Here is a 19,956-nt window from a genome sequence, read left to right on the forward strand (position 1 = left end):
TGTCTATACTATTTAGTAGGTAGTATCTTATCTAGTAGTGGTATTGGTTTCTTTGTTCGAATTCATTAAAAGCTCTAAAATGATTGATAATAAAACACCGAATATAAAACCATTCATTAATAAAGGGCGAATGAAGATAGGTAAATCAGCAAAGATATCTGTTTGCAAATTCATTATACCTACACCGATTAAAACGGGAAGGCCAATACGGTAAATAGACTTAGAGTCAAAACTAAAACCTTTTAAACTAGTTAAAGCTGTTCCAAATAGCTGGATATAGGCAACAAACAGTACAGCATTACCAATCGTAATTGGCATCGTTGAAAGCCATGCACCTAAAATTGGAATAAGGCCCAACAAAGTTAAGAGTCCTCCGCCAATAAGAAAAGGTTTACGCTTATACATTTGCGTACTTTCTAAAAAACCAATTGAAGATGTAAATGGTGCATAAGGTACAAGTCCCAAAACTGCTGATACAATTGAGTAGCTACCTGTCAGCACGATTGCGTTTTTGTATTGGCTTTTATCTGGCTTAGTTTGAAAAAGCCTTGAACCAGCTTGAATAGAAACAAACACATTACTTAAATTAATGAACCCTGCTAAAAAGGTGATGAAAATAATTCCCCATTGAAGATTAGGTTCTCCTAGTGGAAATACATCGAATTGGTAGCTAGCTATATTGATCTCTGTTGTATTTGGGAAAAATAATTCATACAGGACCCAGCCAACCATTATTCCGATTAGAATTGAAAAATTTCCAATTATATCAGGAGCCTTAATTTTAAGAATTGTTACAAATGCCACAATAAATAGAGAAAGTAAAGATACTCCTACATCCAATTGCCCAGTGTCGGTATATTTAAACATCCCTTTAAAAAAGATTAAGATAAGTTGAAACGTTAATAAGAATAAATAAACACTCATTACCATAGGCGTGAAAAGTCTTTGTATATATGAAATGCCGTTAAATAACCCAATTAATAGAGTTACCCCACCAGCTAATAAAATCCCTGTTGCGATCCCTCCACCTATTTCGGAAAAGCTCATACCCATAGATGAAGCGGATATAGCTAGATTAAGTAAAAGGCCCCACATCAGTCCAGAGTGACCTTCCATTAGCGGGAAGCGATGGCCGATCCAGCCTTGTAGCATGCAGGCAATTCCAGTGAAAATAAACGAATTACGTAATATTGATGTCACGATATCAGGGCTTAAATCAAATGCTGCACCAATTGAAATTGGAACGACTACTGTATTGGCAAAGATAAAGAAAAGCCACTGAATAGAAGCAAAGGTGGTTGTTAACGATGATGAATGTTTCATAGATTATCCCTCTCTTTTCTAGCCTGAAAATAAAAGTTCCCAAAGTTGTTAAACCTTGACTGTTTCCATTTTATAGGAAGTGAATTAATCAAACTACCTTAGAATTCAGACAAATAACGAATATAAATTCTTTACAATAATAATGGATGAAAGTGTTATTTACAAGCCAGAAGTTATGCCTTTGACCTCCTATAAACCATAATAAAATGTTCAAACAGGTGACTGGTTAAACATAAATAAACAAGTTACTCGACCGCATTGGATAATGTTCGAATAAGTAGGGAAAAATATGTAAGAATAGAATAAATAATCCCTTCTTATAGTTGATTTTGATATGGGAAATACTTTTTCATAGAAAGGAATAGTTCAATATGCCAGAAAAACAAATAGTGATAGACGCGATAATCAATGGGGAAAAATACAAAACAGAAAAACAAGCACCCCGTGAAAATCCAACACATCCAGGTGAGATTGTTGGTTATGCTCCTATCAATACAGTTGAGGACACAATTCGTGCGATTGATGCAGCACATGAACGTTTCCCAAGCTGGGCTGAAACATCGATGGATACTAGAGTGGAAATGATGAGACGTGCGATACAAAAAATTAAAGAAGCTGCTCCTGAAGTATCTTCATTGCTTAGTCGTGAACACGGAAAACCCCTCTATGACTCTGAAGGTGAAATAGCTGTTTCCTTAATGTGGATGGAATTTGCCTGTGATAACGTGAAGGAGGTTTTAAAGAATGATATACAAGAACATGATGCTGGAAAGACCATTATCGCTAGAGATGCGATTGGCGTTGTTTCTGCGATCACCCCTTGGAATTACCCAATCTCTCTCTCAACAATAAAGATTGCCCCTGCCCTTTTAGCTGGTAATACAATGATCGTGAAACCAAGTCCCTTGGCGCCATTAGCCGTAAGTAAAGTCATAGAAATTATCTCAAATGAATTTCCACCAGGTGTTTTAAACCTTGTACATGGTGAAGCAGATGTGGGTGTAGAATTGACTTCAAATCCCAAAATAGCAAAGATTGCTTTTACAGGAGGGACAGAAACAGCGAAACATATTATGAAGTCCGCTTCTGAAACAATCAAACATATGACTTTAGAATTAGGCGGCAATGATGCTGCAATTATTTTAAAAGACTTTGATGTTAATGATGAAAAAGCAATGCGTCGTATTGTTGTTTCAAATTTTCTAACATCTGGGCAAATTTGTATGATAGCTAAGAGAGTTTATGTTGATAAGACAATTTACAAACAATTTGTTGAAAAGTATATTGAGGCAGCGAACAAATGGATTCGCGTTGGAGATCCTTTTGGTAAGAATGTCACGATTGGTCCAGTAAATAATGAAAAACAAGTTAAGTTTGTTCAGAGTTTAATTGATGATGCCGCAAGTCGTGGAGCTGAAGTAATCAAGTTAGGTACGATTCTTGATAATGACTTATTTGAAAAAGGATATTTCATGCAGCCAACTGTAGTTTTAGGTGCAGATTTTAATGATCCGATTGTTACAGAAGAGCAATTTGGACCAACCGTGCCCATTTTACCTTTTGATGATGAGAGGCAAGCAATTGATTTAGTAAATGATAGCATTTATGGATTAACCAGCTCTGTTTGGGGAGAACAGGAGCATGCCGTAAAAGTAGCTAAACATATACAAGCAGGAACAACGATGATTAATACAGCTGCTATTCAAGGTTTAGATGTACGCTTCCCATTTGGTGGGGTAAAACAATCAGGAATAGGCCGTGAATATGGAAAAGAAGGTCTACTTTCTTATGCAGAAACCCATGTCATTAATATGCCAAATAATCTTGATCTACCTTATATTCCTGAGTAATATTTAAGAATATGATAACGTTCAAAATGACTAGGGTTCATAATAGAAAAAGCTACTTCTATCGAACGGAAGAAGTAGCTTTTTGTATTATTAGAGATAATTCAAAAGGAAAAAGAAATATTTTTTCTAATCAATTAGCATTGTTTTTATTTCTAAAACATACAATTAGGACAAGTATAAAAAATTTTCAGGTGTTTTATTTAGGCTCTTTTCTAAAAGTTTGTTGCTCTAGAACGAATAAAAATCGGTTTTTGAATTTTTATATCAAAATGAAGCTATGTTCAAAGGGATATGAGAGTAATTAAACGTAAAGAGCACGAAGATATCCTTAAAACGTGTACATTAGTACTTGGTAGGGAAAACAACAATCTTTGCGAAACAGCCTTTATTTATTTACTGGTTATGGACAATTTTCTTGAATTCTCCAGGTGATATCCCCATTACCTTTTTGAATAATCGAGTAAAATACCTTGTCTCTACACCGATATTTTCGGCTATTTCACTTAACGGAATTTGTTTATCTCTTTCTATTAAATCAATTGCATGGGCAATACGAAGATTTTGCAAATATTGATTTAAGGTTAAACCATAAAATTGATGAAATAATCGATTTAAATGTTGGTGAGAGTATCCTGTCGTTTTTGTTAGCTCTGATAAAAGAATTCTTTGAGTGTAATGCTCCTTTAAAAAGGTGGTAACATACTCGAGAATAACTTCCGATGGTTTCGATTCATTACTGTTTAAACAATCATTGTCGGAAATTGTTGTCTGTTTTCTTAATTCTAACAAAAATGAATAGAGTAGCTCAGAAATCTCCCATAATTCCTCAGGTTTATTAATTTCAGCTAGTTGCCATATTTCCTCAGCTACTGTCCATAATTTTTCAACCTGGTGAATATGTAAAGCATCACCATTTTTGAATTTAAAATTAGATAGCAAAGTTGAAACAGACGCACCCCTAATGGAGAGAAAACCTAAAATCCAAGGTTCTTCGGTTAAAGGGAAATACTCATGGGGAACACCTTCAAAAATGATGAAAGCCTGGTGTTTTTTTACGATCATATCTTGTTTTCCATTTATTCGTATTTTACCACTACCACTAAGAGTAATGAATACTTGGGTAGCGGAAAAACCCTTAGGTCTAATCATTGTGTTTTGCTGATTAGAACCAACGGTATACATTTGCAATGGGATCACTTCCATAGAGAATGGGAACGTAACAAAACGGATTGGTAATTCTTTCATGATTCTTCTTCCCTTCATGTTCAAATTGTCCAATCTTATGTTCAGTAATGCCATTGATGCTTAGACGAAATTAATTCTATTATAAAATTAGGAATCTTACAATTTTATTATAGATGACATAGACAAACCATTAATAATTTTTCATTTATGTAAGCGGATACATTACATAGATATTGATAGATTATAGGAGGTGATAGTCATTGGGTTTGGTTTATATTAAATAAATATTACATTTAAAAGGGGTGCATGTTAAATGAGGAAAAAATACAGCGTTATTTTGGTGTTAGTTCTTATTTTGGCAATGGTTGGATGTAGTAATTCCTCTCAATCTAGTAAAGACGGAGAGGATAGTGATGGCAAGGTTACACTGACCCTCTGGTATTGGAACCGTTCACTCGATGATGATCTGTTAGCGAAAGTGAATAAGGAATTTCCTAATATCACAATTAAGCCGCAAAAAATCGATGGTGGAGAATACAAAACAAAACTACAAACTACATTGGCCGCAGGTTCTGGTGCACCTGATATTGTTGCATTAAACGATTGGGCAAATGAATTTCTACCATATTCCGATCAATTTGTGAATCTCCTAGACCATGGAGCAGATGAATTAAAGGATCAGTATCTTGAATGGAAGTGGAATTATACCTTAACCCCTGATGAAAAAACATTAATTGCATTACCTATTGATACTGGACCAACAGCTTTATTTTATCGAGAAGATTTATTCAAAGAAGCAGGTTTACCTACAAATCCAGAAGAAGTTGCTGCCGAAATTTCTACTTGGGATGATTATATAGCGGCTGGTGAAAAGGTAGAAGCTGCAACAGGTGTAAAGATGTTCGACAGTATCAATAGGGTGTTCACCCAATATATCAGTCAAAGTGATCGTGTATATTTTGACCAATCTGATAACTTTATTGGAGATGGAGGTCAAGTTAAAGAGGCTTGGGACATGGCAATCTCTGTTCATGAAAAAGGCTTAAGTGCAAATTTGGTGGATGGTACTGAATGGAATGCAGGAGTAAATAACGGTGAAATCGCATCATTTATTGGTGCTGTATGGACAAAGAAAATTTTGGAGGATGCTGCTCCAGATACAGCAGGTAAATGGCGTGTTGCTCGAGCTCCAGGTGGAGACGGAAATAATGGAGGCTCATTTATCGGAATTACAAAGGCATCGAAACATCCTAAAGAAGCATATGAAGTCATTAAATGGTTAATGAGTCCCGAAAATCAATTACAAGCCTACACTTCAATGGATTTATTTCCATCAACTCCAACAGTTTATAGTGATGAAAAGATGAGTAATGAAGAAGAGTTTTTCGGGAAACAAAATACGACTGAAGTGTTTAGCCAAGCAGCTGAAAATGTAAAACCTCGTTACTTCGGTCCTAAATATAGCACAGTTAATGGTCTATTTCTTGATCAATTAACAAATGTTGCGAATCAGGATCTTGATCCGGATAAGGCATGGGATGAGGTCATTAAGCAAGTGGAATCCGAACTTTCTCGCTAACATTTTTAATAGGGGAAGGTACTTTGATTAATTGGGATCGGGTACTTTTCCCTTAAAAGCTCTAAAGTCAGAGGAGGGTCTTAATGAATAAGGTTGCTAGTCCAAATAAAGGAACAAACGTTGACCGTTTGCATACAGCAGATAAAAGAAGTTTGTGGAAAGAGATCTATAAAAATCGAGCTCTTTATTTGTTTATTTCGCCTTTTTACCTCTTATTTTTAATTTTCGGGTTGTTTCCTATCTTCTTCTCCTTGTACTTGGCATTTCATAAATGGGGTGGTCTTGGTGAAATGGAGTTTGTTGGTTTGAAGCAATTTGGCTATTTGTTATCAGATACCATCTTTTGGCAATCTGTTGGTAATACTTTTGTTATTTGGTTTTTTTCCACTATACCTATGTTGTTTGGTGCATTGATTATTGCTTTTCTCCTCAACACTCCACTACTGAAATTTAAAGGTTTTTATCGTACTGCCTTTTTTGTTACGAATGTTACTTCAATAGTAGCAGTCACAATTATTTTTAAATCAATCTTTGGGAACAACTTTGGGCTCTTAAACTATTTATTAACAACGATTGGCTTTGAACCAGTTCAATGGTTAAACTCAGGTATTTTGATTAAATTGGTCATCGCATCAATGGTTATTTGGCGGTGGACTGGTTATAATGCGATTATTTATTTAGCAGGATTACAAAGCATTCCCAACACTTTATATGAAGCAGCAAGAATGGACGGCGCTAATCTTGTACAGATGTTCTTTCATATAACAATTCCACTCCTAAGACCTATCATTCTCTTTACTGTTCTAATGACGACAATTGGTTCCATGCAGCTATTTACCGAACCACAAGTTTTATTAGGAAACTCTGGTGGTGTAGGTGGGGCTGGTTCAACGATTACATTGTATATGTATAAGCAGGCTTTTGTAGAGAGGCAATATGGGTATGCATCAGTCGTATCTTGGGCATTATTCGTGATTATTGCACTGTTTTCACTACTTAATTGGAAAATTGTCCAAAAAACTGGGAGTAAGTAAAAGTATGAGAGGTGATTGTGAATGGATGGAAAATATTCAAGTTTGAAAAAGGGAATGTTGCATTTTCTTTTATTAATAGGTGTATTTATTTCAATTTTTCCGTTTTATTGGTTAGCTGTCATGTCGACTAATAAGACCGGTGACATTCTAAGATTTCCACCCAAGTTAGTCTTTGGCGGAGAGTTTTTCACAAATATTAATAATGTATTACAAAATGTAGATTTCTTTCAGGCATTTTTTAACACAGTTTTTGTTTCCACTACCTCCGCTGTAGCGATTTTATTCTTTTGTTCACTTGCAGGATTTACATTTGCGAAATTTCAATTTCCAGGAAAGAAATTTCTCTTTGCTTCATTATTAATCACAATGATGATACCATCACAACTTTCATTTGTTCCATCCTACATTATGATTTCGAAGATTGGTTGGGTGGATAGCTTTCAGGCACTTATTGTTCCTGGTTTGGCAAATGCCTTTGGGATCTTTTGGGTCAAACAGTATTCCGAGGAAGCGATACATGATAGTTTGCTAGATGCAGGGAGATTAGATGGCTGTAATCATTTTAGACTGTATTGGAACATAGGTTTACCAATTTTGAGACCTGCACTAGCCTTTTTGGGAATATTTTCGTTTATAAGTATTTGGAATGATTATCTATGGCCATTAGTTGTCTTAAATGATCCGGCAAAATATACCTTGCAAGTGACCTTATCTCAATTAAATGGAATATACGACACAGACTACGGCATGATTATGGCAGGTACGCTATTAGCAACACTACCGTTAATTATCTTATTTTTGTTGGTTAGTCGTCAATTTATTTCTGGAATAGCAGCAGGTGCGGTTAAGGATTAACTATTTTATATTGAAAGGGGGGATGCAGTTTAGCATAAAAAGTACATTGAGATAGTTACATAAAATATATCTGATTAAACGCCCAGACAAATACACACTTTAGATTATTAGGAGGAGATTTATTTGACAGTAAAAATTGGATTTATCGGTACTGGTGGAATAGCGAAGGCACACTTAAGTAATTTAGCTAAAATAAAAAATACGGAGGTCATTGCATTTTTTGATATTAATATAGAAAAAGCACAAAAAGAAGCAAATGGTTGGACAAATGCAAAGGCTTACAATAATATGAACGACATGTTAGATGATCGCAAGCTTGATGCTGTTTATATATGTGTACCACCAATGGCTCATGGGGAAGCAGAGAAAGCAGTAATCGATCGCGGGATTCCATTTTTAGTTGAAAAACCGCTAGGACTTGATATGCAACCTACAGAAATATTAAAGGATATCGAAGAAAAGAAGATTATTACAGCGGTTGGTTATCATTGGCGTTATCAACAAGCAACTAGAAGAGCAAAAGATTTATTGAGTGAGAGAAAACTAGGGATGGCTTTAGGTTATTGGATGGGTGGTATGCCAATGGTGCCTTGGTGGAGACTACAAAATGGTTCTGGTGGTCAATTTGTGGAGCAAACGACTCATATTGTTGATTTATTACGTTATCTTTGTGGAGAAGTTGTTGAAGTTTATGCGGCATATAGTCAAAGGGTCATGCATGAAAAAGTTAAAGGGACAACAGTTGATGATGTTGGAACAGTAACAATGAAATTAGAAAATGGTAGCATTGCGACGATTTCAAATACGTGTATGTCACCCGTTGGACATAAAGTAGGTTTAGATCTATATACAGACCAGGGTGTATTAGAAATTAATAGTGCAGGAATAAAGGATATTAAGCGAGAATCTATTAAAGAGTATAAGGAAACTGTTAGTCCGTATCTTGTCGAGGATGAAGCATTTATACAGGCAGTTATGACAGGTGATTCATCGACTATTTTATCTGATTATCGTGATGCCTTGAAGACGCATTATGTCACAATAGCTGCAAATAGATCTGCAGAAATTAGTAAACCAATTAGTTTGAAGGAGATGTCACATTCATGAAATATTCACTTTGCATAGGAGCATATAAGGGGCAGGATGTTGTTTATCATCTTGAGAAAATAAGAGAACATGGATTTCATGGACTGGAATATTATAACTGGTGGGACTTGGACATCAAACAACTTGCGAAAGAACAAGAAAGAATTGGTGTCGGAATTATTGCGACTTGCACTAAATCTTTTAACCTAGTAGACGAAACGAAACGATCAGACTACATAGATGGTTTAAAGCAAACAATCGATGCATGTAAGGTACTTGGAACAAAAGCAATCATTACGCAAACTGGAAATGTAATTGATGGCGTATCACGCGAAACCCAACGACAAGCTATGATCGAAACGTTAAAGCAATGCGCCCCTCTTTGCGAGGAAGCAGGGATTATTTTAGAGGTTGAACCATTAAATGGGCTTGTTGATCATAAAGGTCATTTCCTACAATACTCTGATGAGTCAGTATCTGTCATTGATCAAGTTAACAGTCCAAATGTTAAATTAGTGTTTGATGTGTACCATCAACAAATAACGGAAGGTAATGTCATCAGAAATGCAACAAACTATCTTGATCGAATCAATCATTATCATATTGCTGATAACCCTGGTAGGAAGCAGCCGGGTACAGGCGAGTTGAATTATCTCAACATTTTAAATGCTGTAAAAGAAACAGGATATGATGGATTTGTTGGTCTAGAATGTGGTTATACCATTAATACAGATAAGGCATTAGATGAGTTTAAGTCTACTATTCTGAGAAAAGTGGAGTCACTTCCTGTATAAATGAGGTCAATTATTAGTCCAATAATCGAAACGAAATAAGCTTATGTTTATGAAAACAACGTCTAGTAGATGTAAATGGGAGGTAAGATATGAACACGATTACCATTCAAGGCTTAAACAAACCGGTAACAACGCTTATCCAAGGATCAGATTATTTTAGCCCCAGTGTCTATGAAAAAGTTTGTCATGTATTGGACCGTTATATTGCAATAGGTGGAAATACGATTGATACAGCACATATTTATAGCGGTGGTGAAAGTGAGGTCGCCATTGGCAATTGGTTAAAAGACAGGGATAATCGTGACGAAGTCATCATTCTGACAAAAGGAGCCCATCATGACCACACTGGTCCACGTGTAAATCCTGAAGCCATTTCCAATGATTTATTCGAAAGTTTAATGCGTCTTGGAACGGATTATATCGATTTATATGCTTTGCATCGAGATGATCCCTCTGTACCTGTTAGTGTGATTATTGATGCATTAAATGAACATATTTCTGCGGGAAGAATAAAGGCTATCGGGTGTTCAAACTGGACTATTGCTCGTATCCAAGAAGCAAATGAATACGCAGCAGCTAACGGACTAGTAGGCTTTACCTTTAATAGTCCAAATCTTAGTTTAGCTAAAGCAAGAGAACCCTTTTGGTCTGGATGTGTCTCTGCTTATGCCGCAGATTGTGCTTGGCATCAAGAAACCCAGCTTCCGCTTCTTTCTTGGTCCTCGCAGGCAAGAGGCTTCTTTACAGGACGATTTACAAGGGAAGACCTAAGCAATGAAGATTTAGTACGTGTATTCTACAGTGACGAGAATTGGGAACGACTTCGCCGAGCAGAGGAGATAGGTAAGGAAAAGGGAGCAAGCACTATTGAGATAGCACTTGCCTATGTGTTAAATCAACCTTTTCCAACTTGTGCACTAATTGGCGCTCAAAACGAAGAAGAATTACTCTCTTGTTATAAAGGATCTACTATTAAGTTGACAGTAGAAGAACGCAACTGGTTAGAATATGTTTAACAGTGCGAAAAATTTATAGGAAACGGAAAAAGGAGTTTGGAAGATTCCAAGCTCTATTTCGTTTGTTTAGTCACAATAATAGCAAATAGTCATACGTTTGATCTCTGTAGAAAAGGTTTGTAATTTTTTTAAAAAAGCAGTAACATTTTGTTGAAAATGTAGTTTGTATAGCGTTTTCAGTTGAAAAAACACTATTTATTTATATGTATTCGACGTTGTCCGCTTAAGTACTTTGCCATTTTTTAAAAGATTGGATTTCGTAATAAGTAGTGATGTACTATTCGCTTAATAAAGTAGTTTTTAAGTGAATTAAATAGGAGGAATGTTTCATGGTACATAAAATCATAGTAGTTGGTTGCGGTGGTATGTCAAATACATGGTTAGATTATGTTGAATCACGGGAAAATGCTGAGGTTGTTGCACTTGTTGATATACATATAGAAACAGCCAAGGCTATGGCTCAAAAACGTCAATTAAAAGTTCCTGTATTTACTGAACTTTCAGAAGCTTTAGGGAATATAGATGCAAATCTTGTTTTAGACATTACAATTCCTTCAAGTCATAAATACGTTGTAACAACTGCTCTAGAAGCTGGTTGCAATGTTTTTGGTGAAAAACCGATGACCGAGAGTATGACGGAAGCAAAAGAGTTATTAGCAATCTCAGAAAATACGGGAAAGAAATACGCTGTTATGCAAAATCGCCGCTATCTTAAACAAATTCGGGCTTTCCGAGACTTTTTAGATACGGGTAAAGTAGGGACAATAGGTTCCTTACATGCTGATTTTTTCTTAGGAGCCCATTTTGATGGATTTAGAACCGTAATGGATAGTCCTTTAATTTTAGATATGGCCATTCATACCTTTGATCAAGCACGCCTTATTTCTGGTGCTGATCCAGTTTCAGTTTATTGTCATGAATATAATCCAAAGGGATCCTGGTATAAAGGAAATGCATCGTCAATTTGTATTTTTGAAATGAGTGATGGATCTGTATTCACTTATAGAGGTTCATGGAGTGCTGAAGGATTTCATACCTCATGGGAAAGTAGCTGGCGTGCGATTGGCGAGAAGGGATCAGTCCTTTGGGATGGAGATCACCCACCTATTTGTGAAGTAATCGATGATACGAAAGAAAAAGGGTTTATTAATCCTTTTAAAAGAATGGAAGTACCTTGTGAATGGTCCGGGAAAGAGGGGCATTGGGGCTGCTTAGATGAAATGTTTACCTCGATTGAACAGAATAGAATAGCTGAAACGGATAGCAGTGATAACATTAAAAGTATGGCAATGGTATTTGGAGCAATTGAAAGTGCGAGGACGGGTAAGAAAATAAACATAGAGATTTAATTCTTTAGTATCATAAAAAGTGTAGATTTATCCAAAAAGTAAAGTATGTATCAATATAAGATATACACCCCATTTCATTTCACGTTTTTCTCAATTATGTTACTTATTTATTGTTAATTCGTTTTCAATATCATTTTATCTAAGCTGTGAGGCTCCAGACAGCATTAACAAAAGAAAGATATTCCCTAGGTTCCCCTTACAAGTATACATTTTTATCATTTCAAGAAACTATAGAAATATATACTTGCAGTTAGTATAATTAATATGAATTTTATAATGATACTATTTAAGGGTGAGAAAAAATTAAAAACGAGCCGCTATATCAACAAATAAAAAATAAAATTAAAGATCAAATTAAAACAGGTAAACTCCGTGTTGGTGATCGTGTTCCCTCTGAAAAAGAATTAACTGAGCAATTTCATGTTAGTCAAATTACCACCAAAAATGCACTATCTGGACTTGCAGAAGAAGGAATTGTAGAAAGAGTAAAAGGGAAAGGGACTTTTGTTTGTGAAAGTAATTTAACAGGTTCCACAAGTCAATACAACAAATCAAAAGGAATCATTGGCTTCATTCTCCCAAGTATGAAAACGAAGATTGAACAGGAGTTTGTCAATTATATTGAAAAGTATGTTTCTAAAAATGGGTATAACTTATTGGTGAAAATAACGAGAGAGTCTCAATTTGAAGAAGCGGATGCAATAGAGATGTTTAGGGAAATGGGAGTTAAGGGAATGATTATTTTTCCAACTGAAAAGGAAACGTACAATGAATCGGTACTTCGATTATCATTAGATAAATTCCCGTTTGTTTTAATCGATAGATATATGGAGAATATATTAACTTATAGCGTAACTTCGGAAAATGAGGCTGGAACATTTGAAGCAGTTTCTTATTTATTGGATAAAGGACATGAAAATATAGGACTAGTGTCACCAATTATTACTAATACTGTAACGATTGAGAGAACTAAAGGGTTTGAGACTGCCTTTTCAAGAAGAGAAATTACAATTAATAAGAATCTGTGGTTGACCTTAAAATTTAATGACATTTCTCGGAATAAAACACCTAAACTTATTAAAGAATTCATCGTGAATAAGCCTGAGATGACTGTGGTTTTAACGATGAATGCTGAATTAGCGCAGTATACTTATTTAGCAATTAATTCAATTTTCAAGGAAACAAATCGATCCATTGAGATACTAACTTTTGACCCTCCTGGGATTTCAGGGATTTCTTACGTCCATCAGAACATTAATGAATGTAGTAAACAAACCGTTCATTTATTGTTGGAACAAATTGAAGGGAAATATGAACCGAAAAGAATTTTTGTACCAGTAAAACTAAGAACCAGCGAAAATGAGCAATCCTTAGAAGGTGTAGTATATTAATAATTTCAATTAGCTTAAAACTCATATAAAGGGCAGTTAAGTAAATTACTGCCTTGTATATGGGCTTTTTGTATTTTATCAATTTTAATAATTACTCTTGTTCTGATATAAAAAATATAATTTATACTAAATATAGTATGATATTAATGGTGCAAACATTATAGACTTGTAAGTGTAAGCGCTTTTAATAATAAAAAGTCCCTAAAATTATATTGTTTTAATGAGAAAGAAATTTAGTTGAAGTGAATTTTCATAACTTATTATAAAAGGTATATTTTATACTATAATTAGTATATAAATATGCATTTAATTTCTATAAAATTCTAAATGTAAACACATTCATAATTGTGATTGAAATAACTAATAGTGAAAGTTTCTAAGATAAGGAGATAGATTAAATGACAAATCTAATAATACCTAGAAGTGAATATCCACGACCGCAATTTGAACGAGCAGAATGGCTAAATTTAAACGGTGAGTGGAATTTCAAATTTGATAAAGACAATAAAGGTGAAAAGGAACAATGGTACAAAGATACAAAACTTGATAAAAAGATTATTGTTCCTTTCTCATATGAAACAAAAGCGAGCGGAATCGGAGAGGAGACATTTTGTGCAAATGTTTGGTATCAAAAGTCTGTAACTATCCCTAGTGAGTATCACAATAAGGAGGTAGTACTACATTTTCAGGCAGCAGATTATGTAACAAAGCTATGGGTGAATGGAACATTTGTTGGTGAACATAAAGGTGGGCAAATTGCTTTTTCTTTTAAAATTACTGACTACATAAACGATTCGAATGAATGTAACATTGTAGTGAAAAGCGAAGATAGCCAAAGCTGTTTTCAACCACGTGGAAAACAAAGATGGCTTGATGAAAGTTATGAATGTTGGTACATCCAAACAACAGGAATTTGGCAAACAGTTTGGCTTGAGTTTGTAAACGAAGTGATTGTGAAAGCAGTTAAAATAATCCCAGATATTGATACGGAATCAGTGGAGTTTTCTTACGAATTTTCAGGGGGAATTGATCAACACCTAGTTGTAAAAACATCTATATCTTTTCAAGGGGAGCCGATCAAAACATTTGATCTAACAGTTAACCGTCCAAATCATACAATTAAAATAAATATTGCCAGTGAATTTCATCATTGGAGAGTTGTTCATTGGAGTCCACAAGCTCCTAATTTGTATGATGTTGAATTTACTTTATACAAGGATGGAAAACTCATTGACAAAGTACAATCATATTTTGGTATGAGAAAGATTTCAATAGAAAATGGCAACGTACTCCTAAATAATATTCCGCTCTATCAAAGACTTGTTTTAGATCAAGGGTATTGGGAGGAATCGCATTTAACACCGCCTACTGAAGGAGCAATCATCGAGGACATTGAAAAGACATTAGAAATGGGCTTTAACGGGGTTAGAAAACATATGAAAGTTGAAGATCAAAGATTCCTTTATTGGGCTGATAAAAAGGGTCTTCTCGTTTGGTCTGAAATGGCTGCAACCTATGAGTTTTCAGATGAAGCTGTACAAAACTTTACAGAAGAGTGGATCGAAGTCGTTAAACAACAATATAATCACCCTAGCATTATAACTTGGACACCATTTAATGAATCATGGGGTGTAAAGAATATCTATTCCGATCGAAAGCAACAAAAATTCACTGAGGGTATCTACCATCTTACAAAAGCAATTGATAGTATGAGGCCTGTTATTGTTAATGATGGTTGGGAGCATACAGTATCAGATATTATCACTCTGCATGATTATGTTGAATATGGTGAAGAATTCTTATCCCGTTATGAAAATAAAGAGAAAGTTGTAACCAATGATATTGCTTTCAACAATTTCAAACACGCGATGGCACAAGGATATAGTTATAATGGCCAACCAATCATTATAAGTGAGTACGGTGGTATTGCATTCAATTCAAAAAAAGGATGGGGATATGGAAATCAAGTTGGAAGTGAGGCAGATTTCTTACATCGCTATGAATCTATCACACAAGCTATAAAAGATATACCATATATAAGTGGCTTCTGTTACACACAAATAACCGACGTTCAGCAGGAAATCAATGGTCTACTAACAGAAGATAGGAAACCAAAGGTCGAGCTTAAGAAAATTAAAGAGATAAATTGTAAGTAAGAGTCCATAACAAAAAGGAGTATTTTATGACGTTTAGAGAAGAGTACCCACGTCCACAGTTAAAGAGAAATAATTGGCTAAATTTAAATGGAGAATGGGATTTTGAGTATGATGATCAAAATATAGGATTAGAAGAAAATTGGTTTGATAGAAGCAAAGTGTTTAAACGGAAAATTAATGTTCCCTTTGCTTATCAAACAGAACTTAGTGGAATTGACGATCCTACTTTCCATGATTGGGTGTGGTACCGTAGGGAATTTGAAATTCCAAAGTTGATGAATGGGAAGCGAATGATACTTCACTTTGGTGCCGTTGACTACCGAGCACGGGTATATATGAATGAAAAACTAGTAGGCTCTCATGAAGGTGGACACACTCCCTTTTCATTCGATATAACAAGCTATTTACAAGGAGAGAAGCAATCTCTAGTAGTAAGAGTTGAAGATCCCTCTACAGATGAAACAATTCCAAGAGGAAAACAATATTGGTTGGAAAAATCAGACGCGATCTGGTATACACGGACAACTGGTATATGGCAAACAGTATGGTTGGAAGCAGTGAGCAATACGCATCTAAATAAGGTTAGATTCACACCCGATATAGATAAAGGTGATATTGATATTGATTTTGAAATTTCTGGGGACTATCTAAATAAGGATGTTGAAATCGATATTACCTTTAATGGAATAAGTGTTGCAAATGAAAAAGTGAAAATAAATGAAAAGTATACAAAACGAACGATTAATCTTTATAATCGAAAAATTTTTAGAACTGGATTCCACCATGTAGGGTGGAATTGGACACCAGAAAAACCAAATTTATTTGATGTTGATATTCGAGTGATAGAAGAGGATACGATTCATGATGAAATAACTTCTTACTTCGGTATGAGGAAAATCCATACTGAAAATGGAATGGTTTATTTGAACAACAAACCATATTATCAAAAATTAGTACTTGATCAAGGGTATTGGCCACAAGGTTTATTAACTGCTCCAACAGATCAAGATTTAAAGAAAGATATCGAATTATCGAAAGAGATGGGCTTTAATGGTTGTCGGAAGCATCAGAAAGTGGAAGATCCTCGCTTCCTTTATTGGGCAGATAAATTAGGGTTCTTAGTATGGGGAGAATGTGCAGCTTCACCTACATTTAGCGAGGATGCTGTTTCTCGTTTAACAAATGAATGGATTGAAATCATTGATCGTGACTATAATCATCCTTGCATTGTAACGTGGGTTCCTTTAAATGAAAGTTGGGGAGTTCCACTTATTTCAAATAATGATCAACAAAAGCATCATTCGTTAGCAATGTATCATTTAATCCATTCACTTGACACAACCAGATTAGTGATTTCAAATGATGGTTGGGAATTAACGAAAACGGATATATGTGCCATCCATAATTATAATCATGGACAAAAGGATGAAATTGAAAAATACAATGAATTTCGGAATTCTCTTCAAACTACTGATGATTTACTTCATTCACGACCGGCAGGAAGAAGGATCTATACTAAGGGATATGAACACTGCGGTGAGCCTATACTTTTAACTGAGTTTGGTGGAATTGGTTATAAAGTTGGAGGTGATAATGGCTGGGGTTATACATCAGTTACCAATGAGGAAGATTATTTAGAGGATTATGAACGAGTTATGAAAGCTGTATATGAATCTAGTGCAATATATGGTTTCTGTTATACACAATTAACAGATGTAGAACAGGAAATAAATGGTATATTGACATATGATCGAAAACCGAAATGTGAACTGGAAAAGATACGCGAAATCAATGATATGTGGCATATAGCCGTTGTAAAGTAATCTTAAAAGATCCTATAGTTAGTTGTTTTAGTGAGAGTTGTGAAATCTCTTTTGACCGAAATCTATGGATTTCAGTCAAAAGATTTATATAAAAATAAAATAGTAGATATGGTAGTTCCCATCAATGAAAACGCTTAATTTAGAAGGGGGATGATAGGTATATAATAGTAGGCTTAGAGCTGATTGTAAATAATAACTCAGGGGGTTAAAAAAATGAAGAAAAAATCACTATTAATGTTCTCAATACTATTTGTGTTCGTAATGGCTTTATCAGGATGTAGTTCATCTAGCTCTGGTTCAGCTAAAAATGAAATCTTATATTGGAATCCTTTCACAGGTCCAGATGGTGAAAATATGAAACAAATTGTTAATGAATATAATAAGACAGATCCAGAGTTTAAGGTTAAAAACGTGTCGATTGGTGCAGATGATATGTATACGAAAATTCCAACCGTTGTTAATTCAGGGAAAGGAATTCCAGATCTGACAATTGTACATGCTGAAAGAATTAAACAGTTTGTGGAAAATGATTTGTTATCTACATTTGATGATAAATTAGCTGATTATCCAGAAATAAAAGCAGATAACTATGTACCAGCTGGATGGAATATTGGAGATATTGATAGTAGTAGGTATAGTGTTCCACTAGATGTGCACAGTTTTGTTATGTATTATAACGAAGAATTGCTTGAAAAATATGCGCCAAATGCTCTCGACGATAATGTTATTACATTTGATGAAATTAGAAAAGCTGGAGAAATATCTCAAAAAGAAGGCATTACAGGTATTGGATTAACATGGACTCGACCAATTTTCTTATCGATTTACAATCAACTTGGTGGAGATATTTCTAGTGATGGTGAAACACCAACTCTAAACACTCCGGAAGCTAAAGAAGCTCTTGAATTATTAAAAGGTTTAGTTGATGACAAAATTGCTAACAAAGATGGAGAAGATCCTGGTCAATTATTTCAATCTGGTAAAGCAATTTTTTATCCAGAAGGGATATGGATGCAAAATAGTTTAAATGAGGCCAAAAAATTAAAATGGGGCTTAACTAGTTTTCCACAAGTTTCTCCTGATAAAATCGTAAATTGGACGTCTTCACATCAATTCGTTATGTTTAATGACGAAAACCAGGATGAAGAGAAAACAAAAGGAATAATGGATTTTCTTGACTTTGTAAGAGAAAATTCCCTTCCTTGGGCAAAAGCAGGACAAAACCCAGCAGCTTTAGCAACATTAGCTGAGTCTGAATTCAAAGAAATGCCACAATCATTTTTAGTTGAAGATCCTGAATTACAAAAATCTCTTAAAATCTTTGATTACAAGTATAATGGCTTTGTAGTTGAAGAGATTGACAAATTAGTCGGTGATGCAATGTTTGGGAAATTAGATATTGATAAAGGACTTGAAACGGCTCAAAAAGCTGTTGAAGATAAAATAGCCGCAAATAATAAAAAATAGGATTACATAAATATATTTTTTATTAGTAATGGTTATTAAAAAACTAAGGGAATTCCTAATTTGATAAAGGGATTCTCTCTATTCGATAACTATAGAATAGGAGTTAAATACTATGATAAATACCGGAGAGAACAAGGAGGTAAATATGACCTCAACAATAGTGGGAACCTCAGGGAAAAAACGATTGAATTTATCTCCATATCTATACATTGGTCCACATTTAATTTTATTTAGCATCTTTTTTCTATTACCTACATTATATGGTATTTATATTTCCTTTACTAATTGGGATCTAATTGGAGATCCAGAATTCGTAGGATTAGCAAATTATACGGAACTTTTATTTAATGAAAAGTCTACCTTTTATGATCAACTTCGTATTGGTTTAGGAAATACATTTAAATTTGTGCTTTTTACTGTTCCGGCATGTATTGCCGTTCCTTTACTATTAGCTGCAGGTCTTAATACTAAACCAAGGGGTTTGAAATTTTTCCAGGCATTATTTTACATGCCAACGTTGTTTTCGGTTTCTGCTGTAATGATTGTGTTTTCGATGCTTTTCCATGTTTCCTTCGGACCAATCAATCATTATCTTAATGTAGATACAAACTGGGTATCTATGCAACCTTACGCATGGATTACATTGGTTTTAGTAACCGTTTGGTGGACAATTGGTGCAAATATGATTATTTATCAGGCTGCTCTTAACGGAATATCAAAGGATTTATATGAAGCTGCTTCAATAGATGGAGCAAATAGTGTCCAAAAGTTCTTTAGAATTACACTTCCAAGTATAAGAGCTCAAATACTATATACGGTCGTAATTACGACCATTGCACAATTTAACGTATATGGGCAAACACTAATGTTAACAAAGGGTGGGCCGTCTAGTTCTACTACAGTATTATTAATGTACATTCAAGAGAATGCGTTTGGGTCAGGTATTTCTATAGCTGGTATTGGTTCAGCGATGGCAGTTATTTTAGGATTATGTATTATGGTCGTTTCTGCAATTCAATTCTTCTTTTTAAGACAACGTGATTAGGAG

15 protein-coding genes are annotated in these 19,956 nt (G+C 34.7%); 13 read left to right on the forward strand and 2 right to left on the reverse strand.

The features are described 5' to 3' along the window. Nucleotides 1-27: 27 nt before the first annotated feature. On the reverse strand, nucleotides 28-1,323 hold the full coding sequence (locus AC6CHR_RS03620) for a uracil/xanthine transporter (RefSeq protein ID WP_498247121.1): 1,296 nt from the start codon (nucleotides 1,321-1,323) through the stop codon (nucleotides 28-30). A gap of 371 nt (nucleotides 1,324-1,694) precedes the next feature. Here AC6CHR_RS03620 and AC6CHR_RS03625 point away from each other — a divergent pair, with 371 nt between their 5' ends. Then, complete coding sequence (locus tag AC6CHR_RS03625) at nucleotides 1,695-3,173, forward strand: aldehyde dehydrogenase family protein (protein ID WP_498247122.1); 1,479 nt, start codon at nucleotides 1,695-1,697, stop codon at nucleotides 3,171-3,173. Between the two features lie 393 nt (nucleotides 3,174-3,566). On the opposite strand, the gene AC6CHR_RS03630 is transcribed toward AC6CHR_RS03625, so the two are convergent. Further along, the gene (locus AC6CHR_RS03630) at nucleotides 3,567-4,418 is read right to left on the reverse strand and encodes a helix-turn-helix domain-containing protein (RefSeq protein WP_498247123.1); all 852 of its coding nucleotides are present in this window, start codon (nucleotides 4,416-4,418) and stop codon (nucleotides 3,567-3,569) included. 253 nt (nucleotides 4,419-4,671) lie between these two features. On the opposite strand from AC6CHR_RS03630, the gene AC6CHR_RS03635 reads away from it, so the two are divergent. From AC6CHR_RS03635 to AC6CHR_RS03690, 12 genes are all read left to right on the forward strand, one after another. Beyond that, nucleotides 4,672-5,937: an ABC transporter substrate-binding protein gene (locus AC6CHR_RS03635; protein ID WP_498247124.1), complete on the forward strand. Its 1,266-nt coding sequence runs from the start codon at nucleotides 4,672-4,674 to the stop codon at nucleotides 5,935-5,937. A gap of 152 nt (nucleotides 5,938-6,089) precedes the next feature. Further along, nucleotides 6,090-6,971, forward strand: coding sequence for a carbohydrate ABC transporter permease (locus AC6CHR_RS03640; RefSeq protein ID WP_498247195.1), 882 nt, complete (start codon nucleotides 6,090-6,092; stop codon nucleotides 6,969-6,971). A 21-nt stretch (nucleotides 6,972-6,992) separates the two neighbouring features. Beyond that, complete coding sequence (locus AC6CHR_RS03645) at nucleotides 6,993-7,826, forward strand: carbohydrate ABC transporter permease (RefSeq protein WP_498247125.1); 834 nt, start codon at nucleotides 6,993-6,995, stop codon at nucleotides 7,824-7,826. Between the two features lie 123 nt (nucleotides 7,827-7,949). Beyond that, nucleotides 7,950-8,933, forward strand: a complete 984-nt coding sequence (locus AC6CHR_RS03650) for a Gfo/Idh/MocA family protein (protein ID WP_498247126.1) — start codon at nucleotides 7,950-7,952, stop codon at nucleotides 8,931-8,933. Then, nucleotides 8,930-9,706 (forward strand): hydroxypyruvate isomerase family protein, encoded by a 777-nt coding sequence (locus AC6CHR_RS03655; protein WP_498247127.1) that lies wholly within the window; start codon nucleotides 8,930-8,932, stop codon nucleotides 9,704-9,706. The genes AC6CHR_RS03650 and AC6CHR_RS03655 overlap by 4 nt, the downstream gene beginning before the upstream one ends. 89 nt (nucleotides 9,707-9,795) lie before the next feature. Next, nucleotides 9,796-10,722, forward strand: coding sequence for an aldo/keto reductase (locus tag AC6CHR_RS03660; RefSeq protein WP_498247128.1), 927 nt, complete (start codon nucleotides 9,796-9,798; stop codon nucleotides 10,720-10,722). Nucleotides 10,723-11,051: 329 nt separating this feature from the next. Then, a complete protein-coding gene (locus AC6CHR_RS03665; RefSeq protein ID WP_498247129.1) occupies nucleotides 11,052-12,071 on the forward strand; it encodes a Gfo/Idh/MocA family protein in 1,020 nt (339 codons plus the stop codon). Nucleotides 12,072-12,400: 329 nt separating this feature from the next. Then, nucleotides 12,401-13,462, forward strand: a complete 1,062-nt coding sequence (locus AC6CHR_RS03670; RefSeq protein WP_498247196.1) for a GntR family transcriptional regulator — start codon at nucleotides 12,401-12,403, stop codon at nucleotides 13,460-13,462. Between the two features lie 398 nt (nucleotides 13,463-13,860). Next, nucleotides 13,861-15,618 carry a glycoside hydrolase family 2 protein gene (locus AC6CHR_RS03675; protein WP_498247130.1) on the forward strand — a complete coding sequence of 586 codons (1,758 nt, stop codon included), beginning with the start codon at nucleotides 13,861-13,863 and terminating at the stop codon, nucleotides 15,616-15,618. Nucleotides 15,619-15,644: 26 nt separating this feature from the next. Beyond that, complete coding sequence (locus AC6CHR_RS03680) at nucleotides 15,645-17,441, forward strand: glycoside hydrolase family 2 protein (protein WP_498247131.1); 1,797 nt, start codon at nucleotides 15,645-15,647, stop codon at nucleotides 17,439-17,441. A gap of 213 nt (nucleotides 17,442-17,654) precedes the next feature. Continuing rightward, a complete protein-coding gene (locus AC6CHR_RS03685) occupies nucleotides 17,655-18,908 on the forward strand; it encodes an extracellular solute-binding protein (protein ID WP_498247132.1) in 1,254 nt (417 codons plus the stop codon). Nucleotides 18,909-19,053: 145 nt separating this feature from the next. Beyond that, entirely contained in the window at nucleotides 19,054-19,953 is a 900-nt protein-coding gene (locus AC6CHR_RS03690; protein WP_498247133.1) for a carbohydrate ABC transporter permease, read from the forward strand. The last annotated feature ends 3 nt before the right edge of the window (nucleotides 19,954-19,956 follow it).

It is taken from the genome of Metabacillus sp. GQ13 (assembly GCF_059758525.1).

Coding starts and splice junctions, on each gene's coding strand:
- AC6CHR_RS03675 (WP_498247130.1), top strand. CDS start 13,861: ATGACAAATCTAATAATACCTAGAAGTGAATATCCACGACCGCAATTT.
- AC6CHR_RS03655 (WP_498247127.1), top strand. CDS start 8,930: ATGAAATATTCACTTTGCATAGGAGCATATAAGGGGCAGGATGTTGTT.
- AC6CHR_RS03680 (WP_498247131.1), top strand. CDS start 15,645: ATGACGTTTAGAGAAGAGTACCCACGTCCACAGTTAAAGAGAAATAAT.
- AC6CHR_RS03685 (WP_498247132.1), top strand. CDS start 17,655: ATGAAGAAAAAATCACTATTAATGTTCTCAATACTATTTGTGTTCGTA.
- AC6CHR_RS03630 (WP_498247123.1), bottom strand. CDS start 4,418: ATGAAAGAATTACCAATCCGTTTTGTTACGTTCCCATTCTCTATGGAA.
- AC6CHR_RS03690 (WP_498247133.1), top strand. CDS start 19,054: ATGACCTCAACAATAGTGGGAACCTCAGGGAAAAAACGATTGAATTTA.
- AC6CHR_RS03660 (WP_498247128.1), top strand. CDS start 9,796: ATGAACACGATTACCATTCAAGGCTTAAACAAACCGGTAACAACGCTT.
- AC6CHR_RS03635 (WP_498247124.1), top strand. CDS start 4,672: ATGAGGAAAAAATACAGCGTTATTTTGGTGTTAGTTCTTATTTTGGCA.
- AC6CHR_RS03625 (WP_498247122.1), top strand. CDS start 1,695: ATGCCAGAAAAACAAATAGTGATAGACGCGATAATCAATGGGGAAAAA.
- AC6CHR_RS03645 (WP_498247125.1), top strand. CDS start 6,993: ATGGATGGAAAATATTCAAGTTTGAAAAAGGGAATGTTGCATTTTCTT.
- AC6CHR_RS03620 (WP_498247121.1), bottom strand. CDS start 1,323: ATGAAACATTCATCATCGTTAACAACCACCTTTGCTTCTATTCAGTGG.
- AC6CHR_RS03665 (WP_498247129.1), top strand. CDS start 11,052: ATGGTACATAAAATCATAGTAGTTGGTTGCGGTGGTATGTCAAATACA.